At 28.5% G+C, this 17,859-nt stretch carries 19 protein-coding genes and 2 tRNA genes; all 21 read right to left on the reverse strand.

Annotated features, from left to right (window positions below):
* Positions 1-75 (reverse strand) — tRNA-Glu (locus I2A66_RS15315).
* Positions 76-80: 5 nt separating this feature from the next.
* Positions 81-156: transfer RNA gene (locus I2A66_RS15320), tRNA-Lys, on the reverse strand.
* 211 nt (positions 157-367) lie between these two features.
* Positions 368-1,720: an MATE family efflux transporter gene (locus tag I2A66_RS15325; protein WP_147516742.1), complete on the reverse strand. Its 1,353-nt coding sequence runs from the start codon at positions 1,718-1,720 to the stop codon at positions 368-370.
* A gap of 9 nt (positions 1,721-1,729) precedes the next feature.
* Positions 1,730-2,515, reverse strand: a complete 786-nt coding sequence (locus tag I2A66_RS15330; protein WP_122641074.1) for an ABC transporter ATP-binding protein — start codon at positions 2,513-2,515, stop codon at positions 1,730-1,732.
* A gap of 42 nt (positions 2,516-2,557) precedes the next feature.
* Positions 2,558-3,574, reverse strand: coding sequence for a FecCD family ABC transporter permease (locus tag I2A66_RS15335; RefSeq protein WP_195251938.1), 1,017 nt, complete (start codon positions 3,572-3,574; stop codon positions 2,558-2,560).
* Positions 3,575-4,588: a FecCD family ABC transporter permease gene (locus I2A66_RS15340; RefSeq protein WP_122641072.1), complete on the reverse strand. Its 1,014-nt coding sequence runs from the start codon at positions 4,586-4,588 to the stop codon at positions 3,575-3,577.
* A 97-nt stretch (positions 4,589-4,685) separates the two neighbouring features.
* On the reverse strand, positions 4,686-5,624 hold the full coding sequence (locus tag I2A66_RS15345) for an iron-hydroxamate ABC transporter substrate-binding protein (protein WP_122641071.1): 939 nt from the start codon (positions 5,622-5,624) through the stop codon (positions 4,686-4,688).
* 298 nt (positions 5,625-5,922) lie between these two features.
* The gene (locus I2A66_RS15350; RefSeq protein WP_122641070.1) at positions 5,923-7,212 is read right to left on the reverse strand and encodes an adenylosuccinate synthase; all 1,290 of its coding nucleotides are present in this window, start codon (positions 7,210-7,212) and stop codon (positions 5,923-5,925) included.
* Positions 7,213-7,654: 442 nt separating this feature from the next.
* Entirely contained in the window at positions 7,655-8,983 is a 1,329-nt protein-coding gene (gene dnaB, locus I2A66_RS15355) for a replicative DNA helicase (RefSeq protein ID WP_122641069.1), read from the reverse strand.
* Positions 8,984-9,006: 23 nt separating this feature from the next.
* A complete protein-coding gene (gene rplI / locus I2A66_RS15360; RefSeq protein WP_122641068.1) occupies positions 9,007-9,456 on the reverse strand; it encodes a 50S ribosomal protein L9 in 450 nt (149 codons plus the stop codon).
* Complete coding sequence (locus tag I2A66_RS15365; protein ID WP_122641067.1) at positions 9,457-11,451, reverse strand: DHH family phosphoesterase; 1,995 nt, start codon at positions 11,449-11,451, stop codon at positions 9,457-9,459. It abuts the gene before it with no gap.
* Positions 11,452-11,461: 10 nt separating this feature from the next.
* The gene (locus tag I2A66_RS15370) at positions 11,462-12,415 is read right to left on the reverse strand and encodes a DUF2232 domain-containing protein (RefSeq protein WP_195251939.1); all 954 of its coding nucleotides are present in this window, start codon (positions 12,413-12,415) and stop codon (positions 11,462-11,464) included.
* Positions 12,416-12,421: 6 nt separating this feature from the next.
* The gene (locus I2A66_RS15375; RefSeq protein ID WP_122641065.1) at positions 12,422-12,742 is read right to left on the reverse strand and encodes a MazG-like family protein; all 321 of its coding nucleotides are present in this window, start codon (positions 12,740-12,742) and stop codon (positions 12,422-12,424) included.
* Positions 12,743-12,856: 114 nt separating this feature from the next.
* A complete protein-coding gene (gene rpsR / locus I2A66_RS15380; RefSeq protein WP_122641064.1) occupies positions 12,857-13,084 on the reverse strand; it encodes a 30S ribosomal protein S18 in 228 nt (75 codons plus the stop codon).
* A gap of 18 nt (positions 13,085-13,102) precedes the next feature.
* Positions 13,103-13,552, reverse strand: coding sequence for a single-stranded DNA-binding protein (locus I2A66_RS15385; protein WP_122641063.1), 450 nt, complete (start codon positions 13,550-13,552; stop codon positions 13,103-13,105).
* A gap of 38 nt (positions 13,553-13,590) precedes the next feature.
* Positions 13,591-13,869, reverse strand: a complete 279-nt coding sequence (rpsF, locus tag I2A66_RS15390) for a 30S ribosomal protein S6 (RefSeq protein ID WP_122641062.1) — start codon at positions 13,867-13,869, stop codon at positions 13,591-13,593.
* Positions 13,870-14,136: 267 nt separating this feature from the next.
* On the reverse strand, positions 14,137-14,322 hold the full coding sequence (locus tag I2A66_RS15395) for a DUF951 domain-containing protein (protein WP_122641061.1): 186 nt from the start codon (positions 14,320-14,322) through the stop codon (positions 14,137-14,139).
* A 13-nt stretch (positions 14,323-14,335) separates the two neighbouring features.
* Positions 14,336-14,599 (reverse strand): DUF3343 domain-containing protein, encoded by a 264-nt coding sequence (locus I2A66_RS15400; RefSeq protein ID WP_122641060.1) that lies wholly within the window; start codon positions 14,597-14,599, stop codon positions 14,336-14,338.
* A gap of 97 nt (positions 14,600-14,696) precedes the next feature.
* Positions 14,697-15,287: a sulfurtransferase-like selenium metabolism protein YedF gene (gene yedF / locus I2A66_RS15405; protein WP_122641059.1), complete on the reverse strand. Its 591-nt coding sequence runs from the start codon at positions 15,285-15,287 to the stop codon at positions 14,697-14,699.
* Between the two features lie 70 nt (positions 15,288-15,357).
* Positions 15,358-16,380, reverse strand: a complete 1,023-nt coding sequence (locus I2A66_RS15410; protein WP_147516736.1) for a hypothetical protein — start codon at positions 16,378-16,380, stop codon at positions 15,358-15,360.
* 69 nt (positions 16,381-16,449) lie between these two features.
* Positions 16,450-17,742, reverse strand: a complete 1,293-nt coding sequence (locus tag I2A66_RS15415; RefSeq protein ID WP_147516735.1) for a helix-turn-helix domain-containing protein — start codon at positions 17,740-17,742, stop codon at positions 16,450-16,452.
* Between the last annotated feature and the right edge of the window lie 117 nt (positions 17,743-17,859).

Raw genomic sequence — 17,859 nt, forward strand, 5'->3', positions numbered from 1 at the left:
TGGTGACCCATAGGGGAATCGAACCCCTGTTACCGCCGTGAAAGGGCGGTGTCTTGACCGCTTGACCAATGGGCCATAAATGGTGATCCATCCGCGACTCGAACGCGGGACACCCTGATTAAAAGTCAGGTGCTCTACCGACTGAGCTAATGGATCATCTTTCATGTTTTGTAAGTTACTTTTTTCGACTTATTTCGTCGTTTCTCTCACTCACAAATATTATTATATATACTTTTATATATTTCGTCAACACTTTTTTAAAACTTTTTTTATTTTTTTATTTTATTTTCTTAAAAGGCAGTATTTTCAATATATCCAAGGATTATTTTTTTATACTGCCTTTTATTTTTATTAAAAAAACATACTTTTATGCACAAGATTTTATTTTTTCTTTTTTAAATTCTTTAATTAAAAATATACCTACTATTATCATAGCTCCTATATCTGAAATAGGCTGAGATATCCAAACCCCATTTAATCCAAATAGTTTTGGTATTATATAAATTATAGGTATTAATAAAATTACTTGTCTTAATAGTGTTAATAACATTGATAACTTAGCTTTTCCTATAGATTGGAAATAAACTGGACCTAAAATACTTACACCTATTAGAGGTAGTGTTGTTAGATTTAAATTTATACCTTTAACTGCTAGTTTCATTAGTTCAGAATCATTGGTAAAGATACCTACAAATAATTCAGGAACTAACTTTACTGCTATAAGTCCTAATGTAAGTATTATAGAAGATATGATTAAAGCTAATCCTAATGTTTTCTTTGCTCTATCATATTGCTTTGCACCATAATTATAGGCAATTATAGTTTGCATTCCTTGGCTCAATCCAAATATAGGCATTAAGAACATAAGCAATACAGATGTTACTGCTGTCATCGCTCCAATAGCTAAGTCCCCTCCATATATTTTTAATACTTTATTTGTTACTAGATGTATTGATCCTGCTGCTAGCTCCATTGCAAAAGGAGTTAATCCTATTACTACAATTGTTCTTACTATTTTTTTATCTAGCCTTATATTTTTCAACCTTAATTTTAGTGTAGATTTTCCTTTTGTAAAATAATAACAAGCCCATATAAATACAACTAATTGACAAATTATAGTTCCTATCGCTGCACCTTTAATTCCAAACCCAAATCCAAATATAAAAATTGGATCTAAAATTAAATTTAAAATACATGTACTTATCATCATTTTTGCCCCAAGTTTCGGATTTCCTTCAGCTCTTATAGCTCCATTTAATGAAAATCCAGGTAAATTATATACTGCTCCAGAGCAAATTACACTCATATATTCTCTAGCATATTTTATAGTATGCTCACTAGCTCCAAATATATATAATACTTTATCTAAGAAAAATATAGATAATATACTTATCAACACACCTACAAATAATTCTAGGGCGAATGTGCTACCTAATATTCTTTCAGCTTCTTCTTTATTATTTTCTCCTAATTTTATCGATATATTTGTACTTCCACCTACTGATATAGCTACTGCAAATGCACCCATTATTGTAAACATAGGCATAGTTACACCTAATCCAGATATAGCTAATGCTCCTACATTTGGCATTGATCCTATAAAAGCTCTATCTACTGTGTTATAAAGAGAAGTTACCATCATTGCTAAAATGGCTGGCACAGAATACCTCAATAAAAGTTTCCCTACTCTTTCTTCTCTTAGTAATTTTTGATTTTCCATTTTATCACCTTATTTAACCATGTCATAAGTTATACATACTGGTTTATTATTTCTAGGATCTGATACTATCTCTGCATCTATATTAAATAATTCTTTTAAGTTTTCTTTAGTCATAACATCATGTGCATTTCCTTCACATACTATTTGACCTTTCTTGACTCCTATCATATGATCTGCAAACCTAGCTGCATTATTAAGCTCATGTATTACCATTACTATAGTTGTACCTTGTTTTTTATTTAATTCTTCTAATAGATTTAATACCTCTAGTTGATGCGCTAAATCTAAGTATGTTGTAGGTTCATCAAGAACAAGTATATCAGTTTCTTGTGCTAGAGCCATTGCTATCCACGCTCTTTGTCTTTGTCCTCCTGATAGTGCTTCTATTTGTCTATCTCTAAATTCTGATATACCAGTAACTTCTAATGCCCAATCTATTATATTATTATCCTCTTTTTTTAATTTTCCAAAACCGCTTTGATGAGGGAATCTCCCGTATGCTATTAATTCCTCTACAGTCAATCCACTTGGAGCTTGTGGACTTTGTGGTAAAACTGCCATCACCTTAGCAAGATCTTTTGTTTTTTGACTATTTATATCTTTTCCATTTATATAAATGTTTCCGCTTTTAGGTTGTAAAATTCTCGCAACAGTCTTTAATATTGTTGATTTTCCACAACCATTAGCTCCTATTATTGTTGTTATTTTTCCTTTTGGAATACTTAGACTTAAATCTTTAACAATATCTAAGCTTCCATATGATATATTTAAATCTTTAGTTTCTATACAAGACATATTACTACTTCCTCCGTATTAAAGGTAATTATATTTTCAAGTTTAATCAGCTAACATTAAGTATATAAAATAAGGAACTCCTATTATTGAAATAACTATTCCTACTGGTATCTCCATAGGAGCCAATAAGTTTCTAGATATAGTATCTGCTATTAATAAAATTAATGCTCCTATAAGAGCAGATGTTGGTATTAACCTTTTATGTTTTGGACCTACTAATCTTCTAGCTATATGAGGAGATACTAGTCCTAAAAATGCTATACTACCTGCTACAGATGTAGCAACACCAGCTAAAATAACTGCATATATTATTAATCTTCTTCTTTCCTTCTCAACATCTGCACCTAATCCGGTAGCAACTTCATCCCCCAAATTTAATATATCTAAATATCTAGATTTATAAAGTGTAATCCACATAAATATTAATATAAATGGTAAAACAGCCATTACATACTTCCAATTTGTTCCCCATATACTTCCTGATGTCCAAGCTAATACTCTATTGAACTCTTGTGTAGTAAATTTAAGTTGGAATATCGTAAGTAAAGATGTAAATGCAGTATTTATACCAATACCTACTAACAATAGCCTTGATGAATTAATACCATTTTTCCATGCAAGAATGTATATTAAGAATGCTCCAAATAAAGCACCAGACAATGCTACTATTGGCATTGTAAATACTGTGAAATTACTAACACCATCATATACATTCCCATTCATAAAATATATATATGCAACTACAAATAATGAGGCTCCAGAGTTTATCCCTAATATACCAGAGTCGGCCAAGTCATTTTTAGTTACACCTTGGAGTATTGCACCTGCTACTGCAAGAGCAGTTCCTATAAGAATTCCAATTACTATCCTAGGCAATCTCAATCTAAATAAAGCTATTTCATGCGCCCTTGAACCTTGCCCTAAAAAAGTTTTTATCACATCTATAACTCCAATTTTTAAAGATCCCATATTTAAACTTACTAAAAATGTAATTATTATTAAAGAAGTTATAATTCCTATTGTATATATAAATTTTTTATCTTTTTTTACATCTATCATTTATTTATTTTCCTTTCTTACAAGGTATATAAACATTGGAACACCTAATAAAGCAGTTAATGAGCCAATTGGTGTTTCATATGGTGGGTTTATCATCCTAGCTATAATATCACTATATACTAATAATACAGCTCCTAATATCATTGATGCTGGTATTATGTATTTATAATCAGAACCAACAATAGACTTTACAATTTGAGGTACTATAAGGCCTACAAATATAATGTTTCCTGCAACTGAAACCGATGCTCCAGTTAATAATATAACTATTAATAAACATATAAGTCTAACTAAGTTTGTATTTTGACCTAATCCTATAGCAACATCTTCACCTAAACTTAAAATCGTTATTTTAGGTGCCATAAACATTGCTCCTACAAGTCCTATTCCTCCTACTATTAATAGTAAATTAACACCTTGCCATTTAGCACTTATTAATCCTCCAGATATCCAAAAGCTTAGTTGTTGAGATAAATTAAAGTACATAGCTATTCCTGTTGCTAACGATATCAATAGTGTACCTAGCGCTGTACCTGCTAAAGCTAATTTAACTGGATCTACTTTTCTAGCTGACCTAGAACTTACAAAATAAACTAATAAACCACTTATACTTGCGCCTAAGAATGCAAATATCATTAATACAAAACTATTTATAATTAAGTCTGGAAATATCTTTTGTAATACAAATGCTATTGCTATTGTAAATGTCGCACCTTGAGTTATACCCATTACAGAAGGCTCTGCAATTGGGTTTCTTGTAATTCCTTGCATTATTGCTCCTGAAACTGCTAAAAAACCTCCGACCAAAGCAGCTGCAAGCGCTCTTGGAATTCTAACATCTGTAATTATTTTATTACTTAAGTTTACTTCACTACTAAACAAACTTTGAACTATTGTTTTAATATCAATATTTTTTGCACCAATTGAAACTGATAAACCTATACCAACTATAAGAAGTATTATTCCGATTATCATTAACAAATAAGTTTTAGTTCTTTTTTTAGATCTACCCATCTTATACCCTCCTTAAATTGGTAAATTACACATTTTCTATAGAAACGGAAATAGTAGGTGCAAAAATAAACCTATTTTATACACCTACTTAATTATATTATTTTATTAATTCATCTTTTAATTGTTCTAATAATAACTCTCTTCCTATTGGATTATAAGCTTGAGAGAAGTATGGACTTGCATCTAGTATAGTTACATTTCCATCTTTTACAGCTCTTATTTCAGACCAAACTGAACTTGATTCTAAGTTTGCCTTTTCTGATGCATCAGCTATAACAACTATGTGATCCGCATCTATCTCAGCTAATCCTTCAATCGAAACTGTTGGTAATGTTATACTATCTTGAGCAGGCATATTTTCAGGTTTACTAAGTCCCATATCAGTATTTATTATTGTTCCTATTCCACCTTCACTAAATACCATAAATTGCCCCGAAGTTGCTAAAACTGCAACATAAGTTTGTTCACCATTTGATTCTTTTATTTCATTTCCTAAAGACTCTGCTTTTTCATAATAAGCATCTAACCATTTTTGAGCTTCATCTTTTTGATCAAATAATTCTGCTATTCCTAATAATTTAGCTTCCCAATCATTAGATAAATCTTCTATCATAACTACTGGAGCTATTTCTGATAATTCTTCATATATTGGCTCTTGTCTTTCTGCCATTATTATTAAGTCTGGTTCTGCTGCTATTATAGCTTCAACATCCATAGTTTCCATCATAGAGTGTCCAACTACTGTTGCATCTCCTAATTTATCTTCCATGTATGAAGGTATACTATCTGTAGCGTATGAATCTACATTCGCTGTAGCTACTGGAACATGTCCTAATATAGCTAATTCTTCACTACTTCCAGAAATATCTACTATACGTTCTGGGTTAGAAGGTATTTCTACTTCACCTTTTACAGAGTTTACAACTCTAGTTTCTTCTTTTGCATTATTTGAATCATTATTACTTGAGCATCCTGTTAATATTCCGATAGATAGTGCTGCTACCGTAAGTAATGCTATAGATTTTCTTTTTCTCATTTTTCTACCCTTTCCTTTATATTCTTATAATCTGTATATATTCTATCATCATTTTTAGCTAATGATAATCACTATCATCATATTTGTATCTTTATTATATCTTCTTTTTTGTATTAGTCAATATATTTTAATCATATTTTTATTTTTTTTGATATTTTTCAACATTTTCTGACATTTATTAGTAATAACTATCATGCTTAGGATATATTTATATCATTTATTATCTAAACCTAAACAAAAAGAGCTTTATCAGAATATTTTACTCTGATAAAGCCCCTTTTATTTATAAATTATGCTATTATGCAAATATATTTTTTCTTATTATAGTTTGAGCTCTATTTGGTCCTACTGAAACCATATCTACATTAACTCCAACTAATTCTTCTATTCTAGCTATATATTTTTTAGCATTTTCAGGAAGATCTTCAAACTTCTCTACGTTAGTTATATCTTCATGCCAACCATCTAATTCTTCGTACACTGGCTCACATTTAGCTAAATCTTCTAATGATGCTGGGAAATCATTTATTATTTTATCTCCCATTTTGTATGCTGTACATATATTGATTTTATCAAATCCTGTCAGTACATCTAAAAGCATGAAAGATATACTAGTTAGTCCGTTTACTCTAGCAGCATATTTTACTATAACTGAGTCAAACCAACCACATCTTCTTGCTCTTCCTGTTACAGTTCCAAATTCATGTCCTTGTACTCTTATTCTTTCTCCAATTTCATTATCTAACTCTGTAACGAATGGCCCTTCTCCAACTCTTGTAGTATAAGCTTTAACTATACCAACTACATCTTTTATCATATTAGGTCCAACACCAGCTCCTACAGCAAATCCTCCTGATATAGGATGAGATGACGTAACATATGGATAAGTTCCTAAATCTAAGTCTAATAAAGTTCCTTGTGCTCCTTCAAATAGTACTCTTTTACCTGCTTTTATTGCATCATAAACAATAACAGAAGTATCTGCTACATAGTTTCTTATTTTTTCAGCATATTCAAGATATTCATTATATATTTCTTCAAAATTGAACATAGCTTCTTTTCCATAAACGCCTATAACTAATTTATTTTTTGCATTTACTTGAGCTTCTAATTTTTTAGCAAAAATATCCTTATCCATTAAATCACATATTCTAATACCAGATCTCTCTGTCTTATCCATGTAACAAGGACCTATCCCTTTTTTAGTAGTACCTATTTTATTATCTCCTCTAGCCTCTTCAGCTAAAGCATCTAGTTCTTTATGATAAGGGAATACAACATGAGCTCTATCACTTATTTTTATATTACTAGTATCTATATCATTGCTATTAAGCATTTCTATCTCTTCCAAGAACCCTTTTGGGTCAAAAACTATTCCGTTCCCTATTACGTTTATAGTATTTGAGTTTAATATACCTGATGGTATTAAACGTAAAGCAAATTTTTTACCTTCTACAACTAATGTATGCCCAGCATTATTTCCACCTTGACCTCTTATTACTACATCAGCTTGTGTAGCAAGATAGTCTATTACTTTACCTTTTCCTTCATCTCCCCATTGAGATCCTACAACTGCGACTGTTTTCATGAACTTCACCTCTATTTCATTTTTTCGAACGCTCTACCTATTTATTCTATCAAATATTCGATGCATTTTCAAACCTTTTTGTCTACTACATTTTTTTAATATGTATTTTCAAAATAAATGATATAATATTGATACTTTAATTATTATTTCACTTAATCTATTTTAATATAAATGTTTATATATCAAATTTGTGGATATATATATATATTAAGACTTATATTCAACACATTTTCCCTATTAACTAATTTACATTTATAAACACTAAAAGCTGTGTAAAAGTGAAAAATTTACTTTTACACAGCTTTTCTTAGTTATCAACATACATTCTGTGGATAATGTGGATAATATTTCGTCTATTTTTCAATATTTATGGATATTTTAATATAAATATCCACATTATATATATTTTATAGAAAATTTGTTCTGTGGATACTTATTAATATTACATATCCCTAGCTTTATCTGCAAACTTTTGAACTTCACCTAACCAAACTAATTCAACAGACCCAGTTTCACCGTGTCTATTTTTAGCTATTAGTACTTCTCCAATATTTTTACTTTCTGAATCAGGATGATAATATTCATCTCTATATAAAAACATAACTATATCCGCATCTTGTTCTATAGAACCTGATTCTCTTAAATCTGATAACATAGGTCTATGATCTGCTCTTTGTTCTGGAGCACGAGATAACTGAGAAAGAGCAACAACTGGACAGTTAAGCTCCTTCGCTATTATTTTTAATGATCTAGATATCTTTGCTATCTCCTGTTGTCTACTTTCATTATTACCTTCACCTTCCATAAGCTGAAGATAGTCTATAAGTATTAAATCTAATCCTTTTTCTATTTTTAATTTTCTACACTTAGATCGTAGTTCTGATATTTTTATTCCAGGAGTATCATCTATGTGTATATTTGCATTAGATAAAACTGCCATAGCATCAATTATCCTTGGCCAATCATTTTCATCTAGTGTTCCCGTTTTTATCTTCTTTAATTCAACGTGTGACTGAGCTGCTAACATACGTTGTACTAATTGATCTTTAGACATTTCTAAGCTAAATACTGCAACAGACGCATCCCCTTTTAGAGCGGCATTTTGTACTAAATTTAGTGAAAATGCAGTTTTACCCATAGCAGGACGAGCTGCAATTAATATTAAGTCTGTTCTTTGAAGTCCATTTATTTTTTTATTTAAATCTTTGAACCCTGTAGTTATACCAGTTACATCACTTTTATTTGTATATAATTTTTCAATCATATCATAAGCATCTACTAAAACTTCATTTATAGATTTAAAGTCATCACTAGCTTTTTCTTGAGATATATCAAAAATTCTTTTTTCTGCTTTTTCTAATACTTCTTCTACTTTTACAGAATTTTCATAACCTAAATTTATAATATCATTAGAGGCTTTTATAAGCTGTCTAAGTACCGATTTTTCTTTTACTATATCAGCATAATACTTTACATTAGAAGTTGTAGGTACTATTGTAGAAAGACTTGTTATATAACTTATTCCTCCAACATCATCTAGATGTCCTTGTTTCCTTAATTCTTCTGTCAAAGTGATTAAATCTATAGGTTCATTTTTATTACTTAATTTAAGCATACTTTCATATATAATCTTATGAGCTTCTTTATAAAAATCACTTGATCTTATAGTCTCACTCACTGTAATTATTGCATCTTTATCAAGTAATATTGATCCAAGTATAGATTGTTCTGATTCCACACTATGGGGAGGTATTCTAGTTACGTCTTCCATTTATATCACCTCAAGTATACTATCTATTGTTTTTCTCTTACATCCACTCTTATTTTAGTTGTAACTTTTTGATGTATTTTTATTTCAACATTCATTGAACCTAATGTTCTTATCGGATCATTTAATAATACTTTTCTTTTATCTACTACTATTTCATGTTGTTTTTTTAATTGTTCAGCTATATCTTTAGAAGTTATTGACCCAAATAATCTTCCACCATCTCCAGCTTTTGAATATATTACTATATTCATTTCTTCCATTTTTTTACCTAATTCTAGTGCTGCTTCATACTCTTTTTGAGCTTTATTTTCTGCTGCTTTATTCTTTTCATTTAATTCCTTTACTGCTGTATTATCTGCTACTACTGCCATTTTTTTAGGTAATAAGAAGTTTCTTGCATATCCATCACTTACTTCTTTCACTTCACCTTTTTTACCCGTTCCCTTTACATCTTTTAATAAAATAACTTTCATCTAATCTTCCTCCTGTAAATATTGTTCTATTATTTCATATACTATTTTATAGGCATGGTTTAAACTCATATTTTCAAGCTGTGCTCCAGCTATATCCATATGTCCACCTCCACCTAATTTTTCCATAAGTACCTGTACATTTATATTTCCAAAAGACCTGGCACTTATAAATACAGTATCATCTTTTCTTCCTAAAACAAACGACGCTTCTATTCCTTTTACACTTAATAATTCATCTGCCGCCTGCGCAATTACAACATTTATATTTTCTATTTCTCTATCAGAATATGCTAATGCAATTTTGTTATTTATTATTTTTGAATTTTTTATAATATCTGCTTTTGTTATAAAGTCTTGGACATCTGAGTTAAATAATTTTTTAACTTCTACAGTATCTGCCCCTACCTTTTTAAGATAAGATGCTGCTTCAAATGTTCTAACACCTGTTTTAAATGCAAAATTCTTTGTATCTAAACTTATACCGGCTAAAAGGCCTTCTGCTGTTGTTTTATTTATTTTTATATCGCCTTCCATATATTGAACTAACTCTGTAACCATCTCACATGTTGAGGATACATATATTTCATGGAATAATAGTACTGCATCATTTATAAATTCCACCCCTCTTCTATGGTGGTCTATAACTACTATTTTTTTAGTTAAACTTAATAGTTCTGGACATTCAGTATAGCTCGGTCTATGAGTATCAACAACTACTACTAGTGTATCTTTATTACAATTTCTAATAGCATCATCTTTGCTTATAAATATATTTTTATAATACTCTTTTTCTTCTAAACGCATTACAAATTCATCTATAGACTCATTAGACGACTCTAAAACTATATTTGCAGACTTATTACAAGACTTACATATATCGTAAATACCAACTGCAGATCCCATTGCATCCATATCAGGATATTTGTGTCCCATTATATAGACTTGGCTACTTCCTAATATAACTTCTCTCAAAGCATGACCTATTAATCTTGATTTTACCTTAGTTGTTTTTTCAACAGCTTTAGACTTACCACCATAAAATGCAAATTTATCTTTTGTCTTTATAACTGCTTGATCTCCACCCCTACCTAATGCTAGGTCTAGGGCACCATTTGCTAGTTTAAAGTTTTCATTTACAGTTTCACCATCTATACCTACCCCCATACTAATAGTTATAGGTAATGCATTTCCATGATTAATATCTCTTATATTATCCAATATAGCAAACTTGCTATTTTCTATTGCCTCTAACTCTTTTTTGTTCATAATTAATATAAACTTATCTTTTGATGTTCTTTTTAAAGCACCATTAGTATTTGTTTCTAATGAAGTTAACATCTTTTCTATTTCTAAGTTTATCAAAGGTCTATTTTCTTCACTTGTACTTTTTAAAACTTCATCATATCCATCAACTTGAATAAGCATAATAACATTTTTTTCATCATTATACATTTTTTCTAGATTTAGATATTCAGTTTTATCAATCCAATAAAGCATCATAAGATACTTTGCATTTTTCTCTTGTTCATTCTTTATTACATTATAAACTACCGTATATTGTCTATCCTTATATGTTACCTCTGTGTATAATTCTTTATTCTCATTCAATACTTTTCTAAGATTCAAATTCTTGATTATACTATCTATGTTTACACCTAATAAATCTGATGACTCTGTCATTTTATAAAACTTATTATTATACCAAGATATTCTTCCATCAAATTCAAGTATACAAAGAGGTATTGGAAGATGCATTATAGCCTTTTTGGTTGTCTCATCTATATCTAAAGATAAGTTTTGAATATATTTAGTCCATTCTTTTTTTCTAATATTCGCTATTCTCCAATTATGAAAGACTATATATATAAAACCAAAGAAAAATAAACAACCTATATATAAATTATAGAAAATTAACATAGAACTCATTAACCCTATAATTATTATATATATATTTATTTCCGGCATATTTATTTTAAAACTTGGCTTGCTCCTCATTTCTACCCTCCTAATTGGATTTATAGCTTCTCACCTTTCTAAAATCAATTACACTGTCTAACATTCCTAAAAATGATATTCCCATTGTACCAAATATTCCTAATGCCAATCCTGATATTAGTATATTTTTACCAGTTCCTTGCTTAATCCATTTTTTTATGTAGTATATAGCTACCGCAATTCCCTGTACAATAAACATGAAATTAAATACCATTTGTAAGTTAAACATTATTGATTCTGTATATAATCCTATTTTCATAAATCCTAGTAATAGAACTAATAAATATAATAATAAAGATGTTCCTACTGCATTCCCTGGTAAATAAAAATCTCTAAATGTAGGCTTTTGCAAACTTAAAATTCTTGTTCTGTTTAACATAAATACTTCTAAGTAATATGTTATAAATGAAGCTATTAGTCCCTGTAAAAATAACATCGTTGGTATCATATTTTTTATAATGTATAATATACCTTCTATATTTAGATTTTTATATAATTCTACATTCATTTCATTCATAATACTAATTTGTTGTTGGAAAGTTGAAGACATTATTTGGTTAAATTCCTCAATTAAATTTACCTTAAATATTATTTTAGCTATGAAATAAAATGTAATTGTGCAAATTATATATATTATCGTACCACCATATATTGGCTCAAACTTATTACCATCATTATTTATAGTCTGTTTAGCTAGTTTACCTATAACTAAACCTGGAACTACACTCATTATGCATGTACTTACAGAATATATAGGATCTACACAAAACATAACTACAAAAAAAGTAACTAATAGTGATAAAAAAGCATATTTATTTTCACATAGTGTACCTATTATTGCAAATGGCACTGGTATTGTTAAGGCTAGTATTCCCAGCATCGGAACGTATGTTGATACTAAAACTAATATAATACCTAATGTGGCTATCAATGTGGCTTGTGATATGCCAAACTTTTTATTCAATTAGAATCACTCCTTATTGTCCATGTGTTTTTGTAAGTTAGATAAGTCCCCATACCAACTTTCTATACTATGTTCTTCTTTTATTCCTATTTTTATCTTTTCTTTAATTTTATAATCTATATCTTTAAAACTTATCCCAAGTCTTTTCGCCAAAAGGTATGTAATCATTATAATATTTGCTAAAGTATCTTGTAATAATTCATCTACAGGTTTTACTCCCTTGAATAAAAGATTAAATAAGTCACTTAAACTCATTAATAATTCATTCTTCATCCATTCTATTATTTTTACATTTTTTGTAACTTCAGAACCTTTATCAAATCTCAAAATTTCCCCCTCCTTAATATATAAACATTATACCATAATTTAATATATATAAGCAGATAAAATGGATAAACAAAAAACGAGCCCTAAGGCTCGTTTTTTGTTTCAGACTAAATCTTAGTCTAAAGTGTATGGTAAAAGTGCTATGTTTCTAGCTCTTTTTATAGCAACTGTTAATTCTCTTTGGTGCTTAGCACAAGTTCCAGAGATTCTTCTTGGTAATATTTTACCTCTTTCAGTTACGTATTTTTGTAATCTTTGAGTGTTTTTGTAGTCTATTCTAGCATCTTTAGAAGCACAGAATTGACAAACTCTTTTCTTTTTACGTCTTTTCTTGTTTACCATGTGTGTTCCCCTCCTTTTCTAAAATGGTATATCATCGTCATCTATAGCTTGGAATCCTTGTGGGTCTAATCCTTGTGGTTCAAAGCTTGGTTCAAATGTCGGTTCTGAACCTCTAGATGCATCTGGATATGGACTATCCGTTCTATTTCTATTGCTATCTAAGGCTTGTACATTACGAGCACTTACCTTAGTAAAAGTTCTATTTTCTCCTGTTTGAGATTTATATTGGTCAATTCTTATTGAACCTTGTATAGCAACTAATCTTCCCTTAGAAATATAGTTTGCACAAAATTCAGCAGGCTTTCCCATTACCTCAACAGGTATAAAGTCTGTTTCTTTTGTTCCATCTTTTTTAGTATAATCTCTATCGATGGCAACAGAAAATGTAGCAACTGGTGTTCCTGTTCCTGGAATATATCTAAGTTCAGGATCCCTTGTTAATCTACCGACTAATACAACATGGTTCATAAAAACACCATCCTAATTTATAATAAGACTCTTAGTTATTAAGCAACAACTATCATATGTCTTATTACGTTTTCGTTTATCTTTAAGTTTCTGTCTACTTCTTTAGGAACGTCAACAGCAGCCTTAAAGTTAACTAATACGTAGTGACCTTCGTTGAACTTAGCTATTGGATAAGCTAATTTCTTAGTTCCCCAAACGTCAACGTTAACTACTTCACCAGCAGTAGCAACCACTTCTTTAACTTTGTTCATTACAGCTTCTCTTGCTTCTTCATCAGCATTTGGCTTAACAACGTATATTAATTCGTAATTTTTCATGTAATTCACCTCCCTTTGGACTTAACGGCTCTGCTACGCAGAGCAGAGAAATGAGAATAAATTCTCATACTTGCTTATTTTATCATTAAATAATAATATTGTCAATTTGATTTTCGTCCTTATTTATTTATTATTACATTTTTTTTATTTCTAATACGTATATTTTCGACTTATAAGGATAATAATACTACTATATAGCCCCCATAACTTAAATATATTTCATCCCAATCTCCCCTAAAAAAGGTGGTCTTTTGACCACCTTTTTTATTATTTATTTATAATTTTTTTTACTCTTTTTTCTAATGTAGCTCTATCTAACATTATTAGTCTTGAACACTTAGTACATTTAACTTTTATATCCATACCTACTCTTGTTATTTCAAACTCTTTACATCCACAAGCATGTTGTTTCTTTAGTTCTACTATATCCCCAACTTTTAGATCCATCGGCATAAATTTATCCCTCCTAGCCTATTTCTTCTACAACTTTTTTTCCATCCAATGATTTTTGTATCTTGAATATTCCTTTGAAATCTACTTCACTTACTTTTAAAACATCTTTTACTTTATTTAGATCTTCAACTAAAAATCTGATTGATATACCACAGCTAGCAGTTATTTCTCTTGGTGTTGGTAATGTTGTGCATTTTATCTCATTTTCTATAAATATTTTTTCCGTTCTTATAGCATGATGAGTTGAATTAAATGATACTATATACATTTCATTCATAATTTTTAAATCCTCTTTTCTATATAATCATTTTAATTATTAAAAGGCTACATATGTTATTATATGTAGCCTTTTAATAATTATCTTTAAGTGAACATTATATTGATATAGTCTGTAATGACTTATTCATTGTTTCTACAATAGTGTACATATTGGTTATAGAACCTACTTGTACCTTTTCTTTTAGACCATAGTAATCTAAGCAAGTTCCACAAGATAGTATTTCTACACCAGATTCTTCTAATATTTTAAGATTCTCTACAATAGCTTCATTCTCTGTAGTTAATTTAACACCACCATTGACAAATATTATATGTTTTGGATAAGGCTTAGACTCAGTTAAAGTATATATAAATCCCTTTATTAATACTTTACCTAGTTCTTCATTACCGTCTCCCATTTTATCTGATGATATAAATATACACTTATCTTCTAAGGCAATATTTTCATTTTTTTCTATTATATCATTTTCTCCCTTTTTTATCTCTATAGAAATTAAATCTTTTTCTTCTTTAATAATTTTTGCTTCACAGTTTAATGAATTTGCTAATTTGATTATATTTTCTTTTGATATAGCATTATCTACAGTAGTAACAACTATTCCTGATTCAATCTTATCTAATTCTTTTTTTGTATTTATAACAGGCATTGGGCAATTTAATCCCCTTGCATCAACTTCTACTTTCATATTCTAAACCATTCCTTTCTAATTTATTTTAAATTAATTCTATCATAAAAATTTTCTATATCATTAATATTTAATTTATTTTAAATATCTTTATTTCATCTTCATATATAACAGCAATAGATTCATCTCCCAAATACTTTATTTCTTTTATGTTATCATTAAACTTACTTATTTCTTCTAACTTGCTATTATAAATAATATTACTTGAATATAATACATATGTATCATCTATAACTTCTAATTTTAGATCTTCTCCTTTTGTTTTTATTACCTTAAACTTTCCATCCTCTATGTATCCCCATTTATTCTTAGAATCTTTAATATATAAATTACTATTATTATATTCTTCAATTTCACATATTCCATCTATTGGTATATGTTCTTTTTGACTTAAAGTTTTGTCTAAAAGTTGTATACTATTTTCAAAAATCATGTATATAATTTCATCATTGTATATAATATCTAATATTATATTATTAAAGCTTATTTCATTTTTTATATTTCCATTTGAATCTATTAAAATAACCTTATTTTCAATATCATCTAAAATATCTATGTAGGATACTAATATATCGTTATCTATAGATATTAAATTAGTTACTTTCCCATCTATTTCTACTCTATTATTTATTTCTCCTCCACTATCTATAATCTTCATTAACTCTTTATCTTCACTATTTAATATATTAACAAATACATAATCACTCATGCTTTTATATAATATAGAATTTGCTGAAACAGATGTGCTAAACATTAATTTTCCATTTTCATTTAGGCTAAATCCTTTATTAGTCTTTTTATTTAAAATATCTATATAGTTATTAATAGATAAATTTATATCTTCAGAACTTATAGCTTGGCTATATGCTTCTTTTCCATCTTTATCTATAATTTTAAGTTTATTATTACTAACTAAGCATAAAGTTCCATTATAAGTCTTATATTTATCGTCTTTGTTTATATCTATAGATTTTACCTCTTTTAAAGAGTAACTTTCTTGGGCTGAAAAGTTAAAAATACTTATTTTACTAGGATTTATAAATATTAATAATACTAGTGCTACTATTGCTATCAATAATGTTAATTTCTTCATAACTACCATCTCCTAACCTCTATTATTTAATTCTATATAAAAAAAAAGACTCCTTTCATAAAGAGTCTTTTAAATTATTTCTAAATTTTTATATACAAATACACCTTTTTGATAGTATTCTAATTCTTTTTCTTTTGAAATATATGAATATAATTGACCTAACTCTATATATAAATTTGCAAGTAGCTTTGGCTCTTCTAAATTAGAAACTATTGCTATACATTTACTTATATATTCTATCGCTAAATCTATTTCTTTTTCTTTTATATATATATCAGCATAGAACTTTAAAGATTTGTACTCACACATTTTGTTTTTATTTTTTATAGATGAAGCTAAAGTTAACTTACAATACTTTCTAGCTAAGCTATGCTCACCTTCATCTATATAAGACTGTATCATATGAAATAATCCATCTAACATATACTGATCTTCGTCATTTTTCTTTATATCATAAGCCTTTTGAGAGTATTCTAAAACTTTTTCACTATCTCCTATATTAGAATAAACATCACTTATTGTTAAATATATTTTTGCTAATTTATTTTTATCTTCTTCTTTTTCAATTAATTCCAATGCTCTTCTGAAATATTCTTTTGATTCTTCATAATTACTCATACTAAACAAACTTTTTGCTTTTAGGACTATCATTTCAGCTTCTTCTTTTACTGAATTATTTCTTTCTAAGTCGTTTATTTTCTCTATATATTTTAACGAATTCTGTGGCTGGTCTAATTTCATATAACAACTAGCCATCTTGCTATATAATTCTTTATATAAATTAACATCTTCTTCATTTATATCATCTAGTATTTCTTCTGCAAAGTTAAAATGACTTATAGCACCTTTATAAAATTCTTCTTTATTGTAAACTTCCCCTATATATAAGTAGCATTTAAATATATTTTTTTTATCATTATTTTTTATAAAGAAAAATAATGCTCTCTCAAAGCTTCCAATTGCATTTCCATAATCTTCCCTTTGTAAATGTATGTTAGCTAATAAAAAGTTACATTTACCATAATTATCAGTTAAATTATATTCTTTACAAATTTGTAAAGCCTGTATAATATGCTCCTCTGCTATTTCTAGTGCGTCACTTTTTATATATATTTCACTTTGAAGTATTAAGTTGTCAGTTATTTTCTTTGCTTGCATTTCTTTTGTTTCTAACAAATAATCAGTGCTAACTTCTAACCTTTTAGCTAAATAATCTAGTAATTCGTAGCTTGTATGGGATTTATCTCTCTCTATATGACTTATCTGAGCTGCAGTAATCCTATCTCCTGCTAATTCCTTTAATGTCATATTTTTTTCTTTTCTAAGCTTTTTTATTTTTTCGCCCAAACTTAAAATATGCATATCTACTCACCCCTAACCCACTTAACTCATTTTCTTATTTTATAATATAATTATAACTTATGTTTATCTTAAAAACACTATCTAAATTTACAATATTTTCCTAACTTTTATTATTTT

Origin of the sequence: Romboutsia sp. 1001713B170207_170306_H8 (assembly GCF_015550495.1) — a bacterium.
In the GTDB taxonomy this organism is placed as follows: Bacteria; Bacillota; Clostridia; order Peptostreptococcales; family Peptostreptococcaceae; genus Romboutsia_E.

Bases quoted from the DNA above. Each gene is read 5' to 3' on its own strand.
- I2A66_RS15395 (WP_122641061.1), bottom strand. From the start codon at position 14,322: ATGCCGATGGATCTAAAAGTTGGGGATATAGTAGAACTAAAGAAACAA.
- I2A66_RS15340 (WP_122641072.1), bottom strand. From the start codon at position 4,588: ATGGGTAGATCTAAAAAAAGAACTAAAACTTATTTGTTAATGATAATC.
- I2A66_RS15335 (WP_195251938.1), bottom strand. From the start codon at position 3,574: ATGATAGATGTAAAAAAAGATAAAAAATTTATATATACAATAGGAATT.
- dnaB (WP_122641069.1), bottom strand. From the start codon at position 8,983: ATGGAAGACGTAACTAGAATACCTCCCCATAGTGTGGAATCAGAACAA.
- I2A66_RS15415 (WP_147516735.1), bottom strand. From the start codon at position 17,742: ATGCATATTTTAAGTTTGGGCGAAAAAATAAAAAAGCTTAGAAAAGAA.
- I2A66_RS15385 (WP_122641063.1), bottom strand. From the start codon at position 13,552: ATGAACCATGTTGTATTAGTCGGTAGATTAACAAGGGATCCTGAACTT.
- I2A66_RS15400 (WP_122641060.1), bottom strand. From the start codon at position 14,599: ATGAATGAAATGTATATAGTATCATTTAATTCAACTCATCATGCTATA.
- rpsF (WP_122641062.1), bottom strand. From the start codon at position 13,869: ATGAAAAATTACGAATTAATATACGTTGTTAAGCCAAATGCTGATGAA.
- I2A66_RS15350 (WP_122641070.1), bottom strand. From the start codon at position 7,212: ATGAAAACAGTCGCAGTTGTAGGATCTCAATGGGGAGATGAAGGAAAA.
- I2A66_RS15345 (WP_122641071.1), bottom strand. From the start codon at position 5,624: ATGAGAAAAAGAAAATCTATAGCATTACTTACGGTAGCAGCACTATCT.
- rplI (WP_122641068.1), bottom strand. From the start codon at position 9,456: ATGAAAGTTATTTTATTAAAAGATGTAAAGGGAACGGGTAAAAAAGGT.
- I2A66_RS15365 (WP_122641067.1), bottom strand. From the start codon at position 11,451: ATGAGGAGCAAGCCAAGTTTTAAAATAAATATGCCGGAAATAAATATA.
- I2A66_RS15325 (WP_147516742.1), bottom strand. From the start codon at position 1,720: ATGGAAAATCAAAAATTACTAAGAGAAGAAAGAGTAGGGAAACTTTTA.
- rpsR (WP_122641064.1), bottom strand. From the start codon at position 13,084: ATGGTAAACAAGAAAAGACGTAAAAAGAAAAGAGTTTGTCAATTCTGT.
- yedF (WP_122641059.1), bottom strand. From the start codon at position 15,287: ATGAAAGTAGAAGTTGATGCAAGGGGATTAAATTGCCCAATGCCTGTT.
- I2A66_RS15410 (WP_147516736.1), bottom strand. From the start codon at position 16,380: ATGAAGAAATTAACATTATTGATAGCAATAGTAGCACTAGTATTATTA.
- I2A66_RS15330 (WP_122641074.1), bottom strand. From the start codon at position 2,515: ATGTCTTGTATAGAAACTAAAGATTTAAATATATCATATGGAAGCTTA.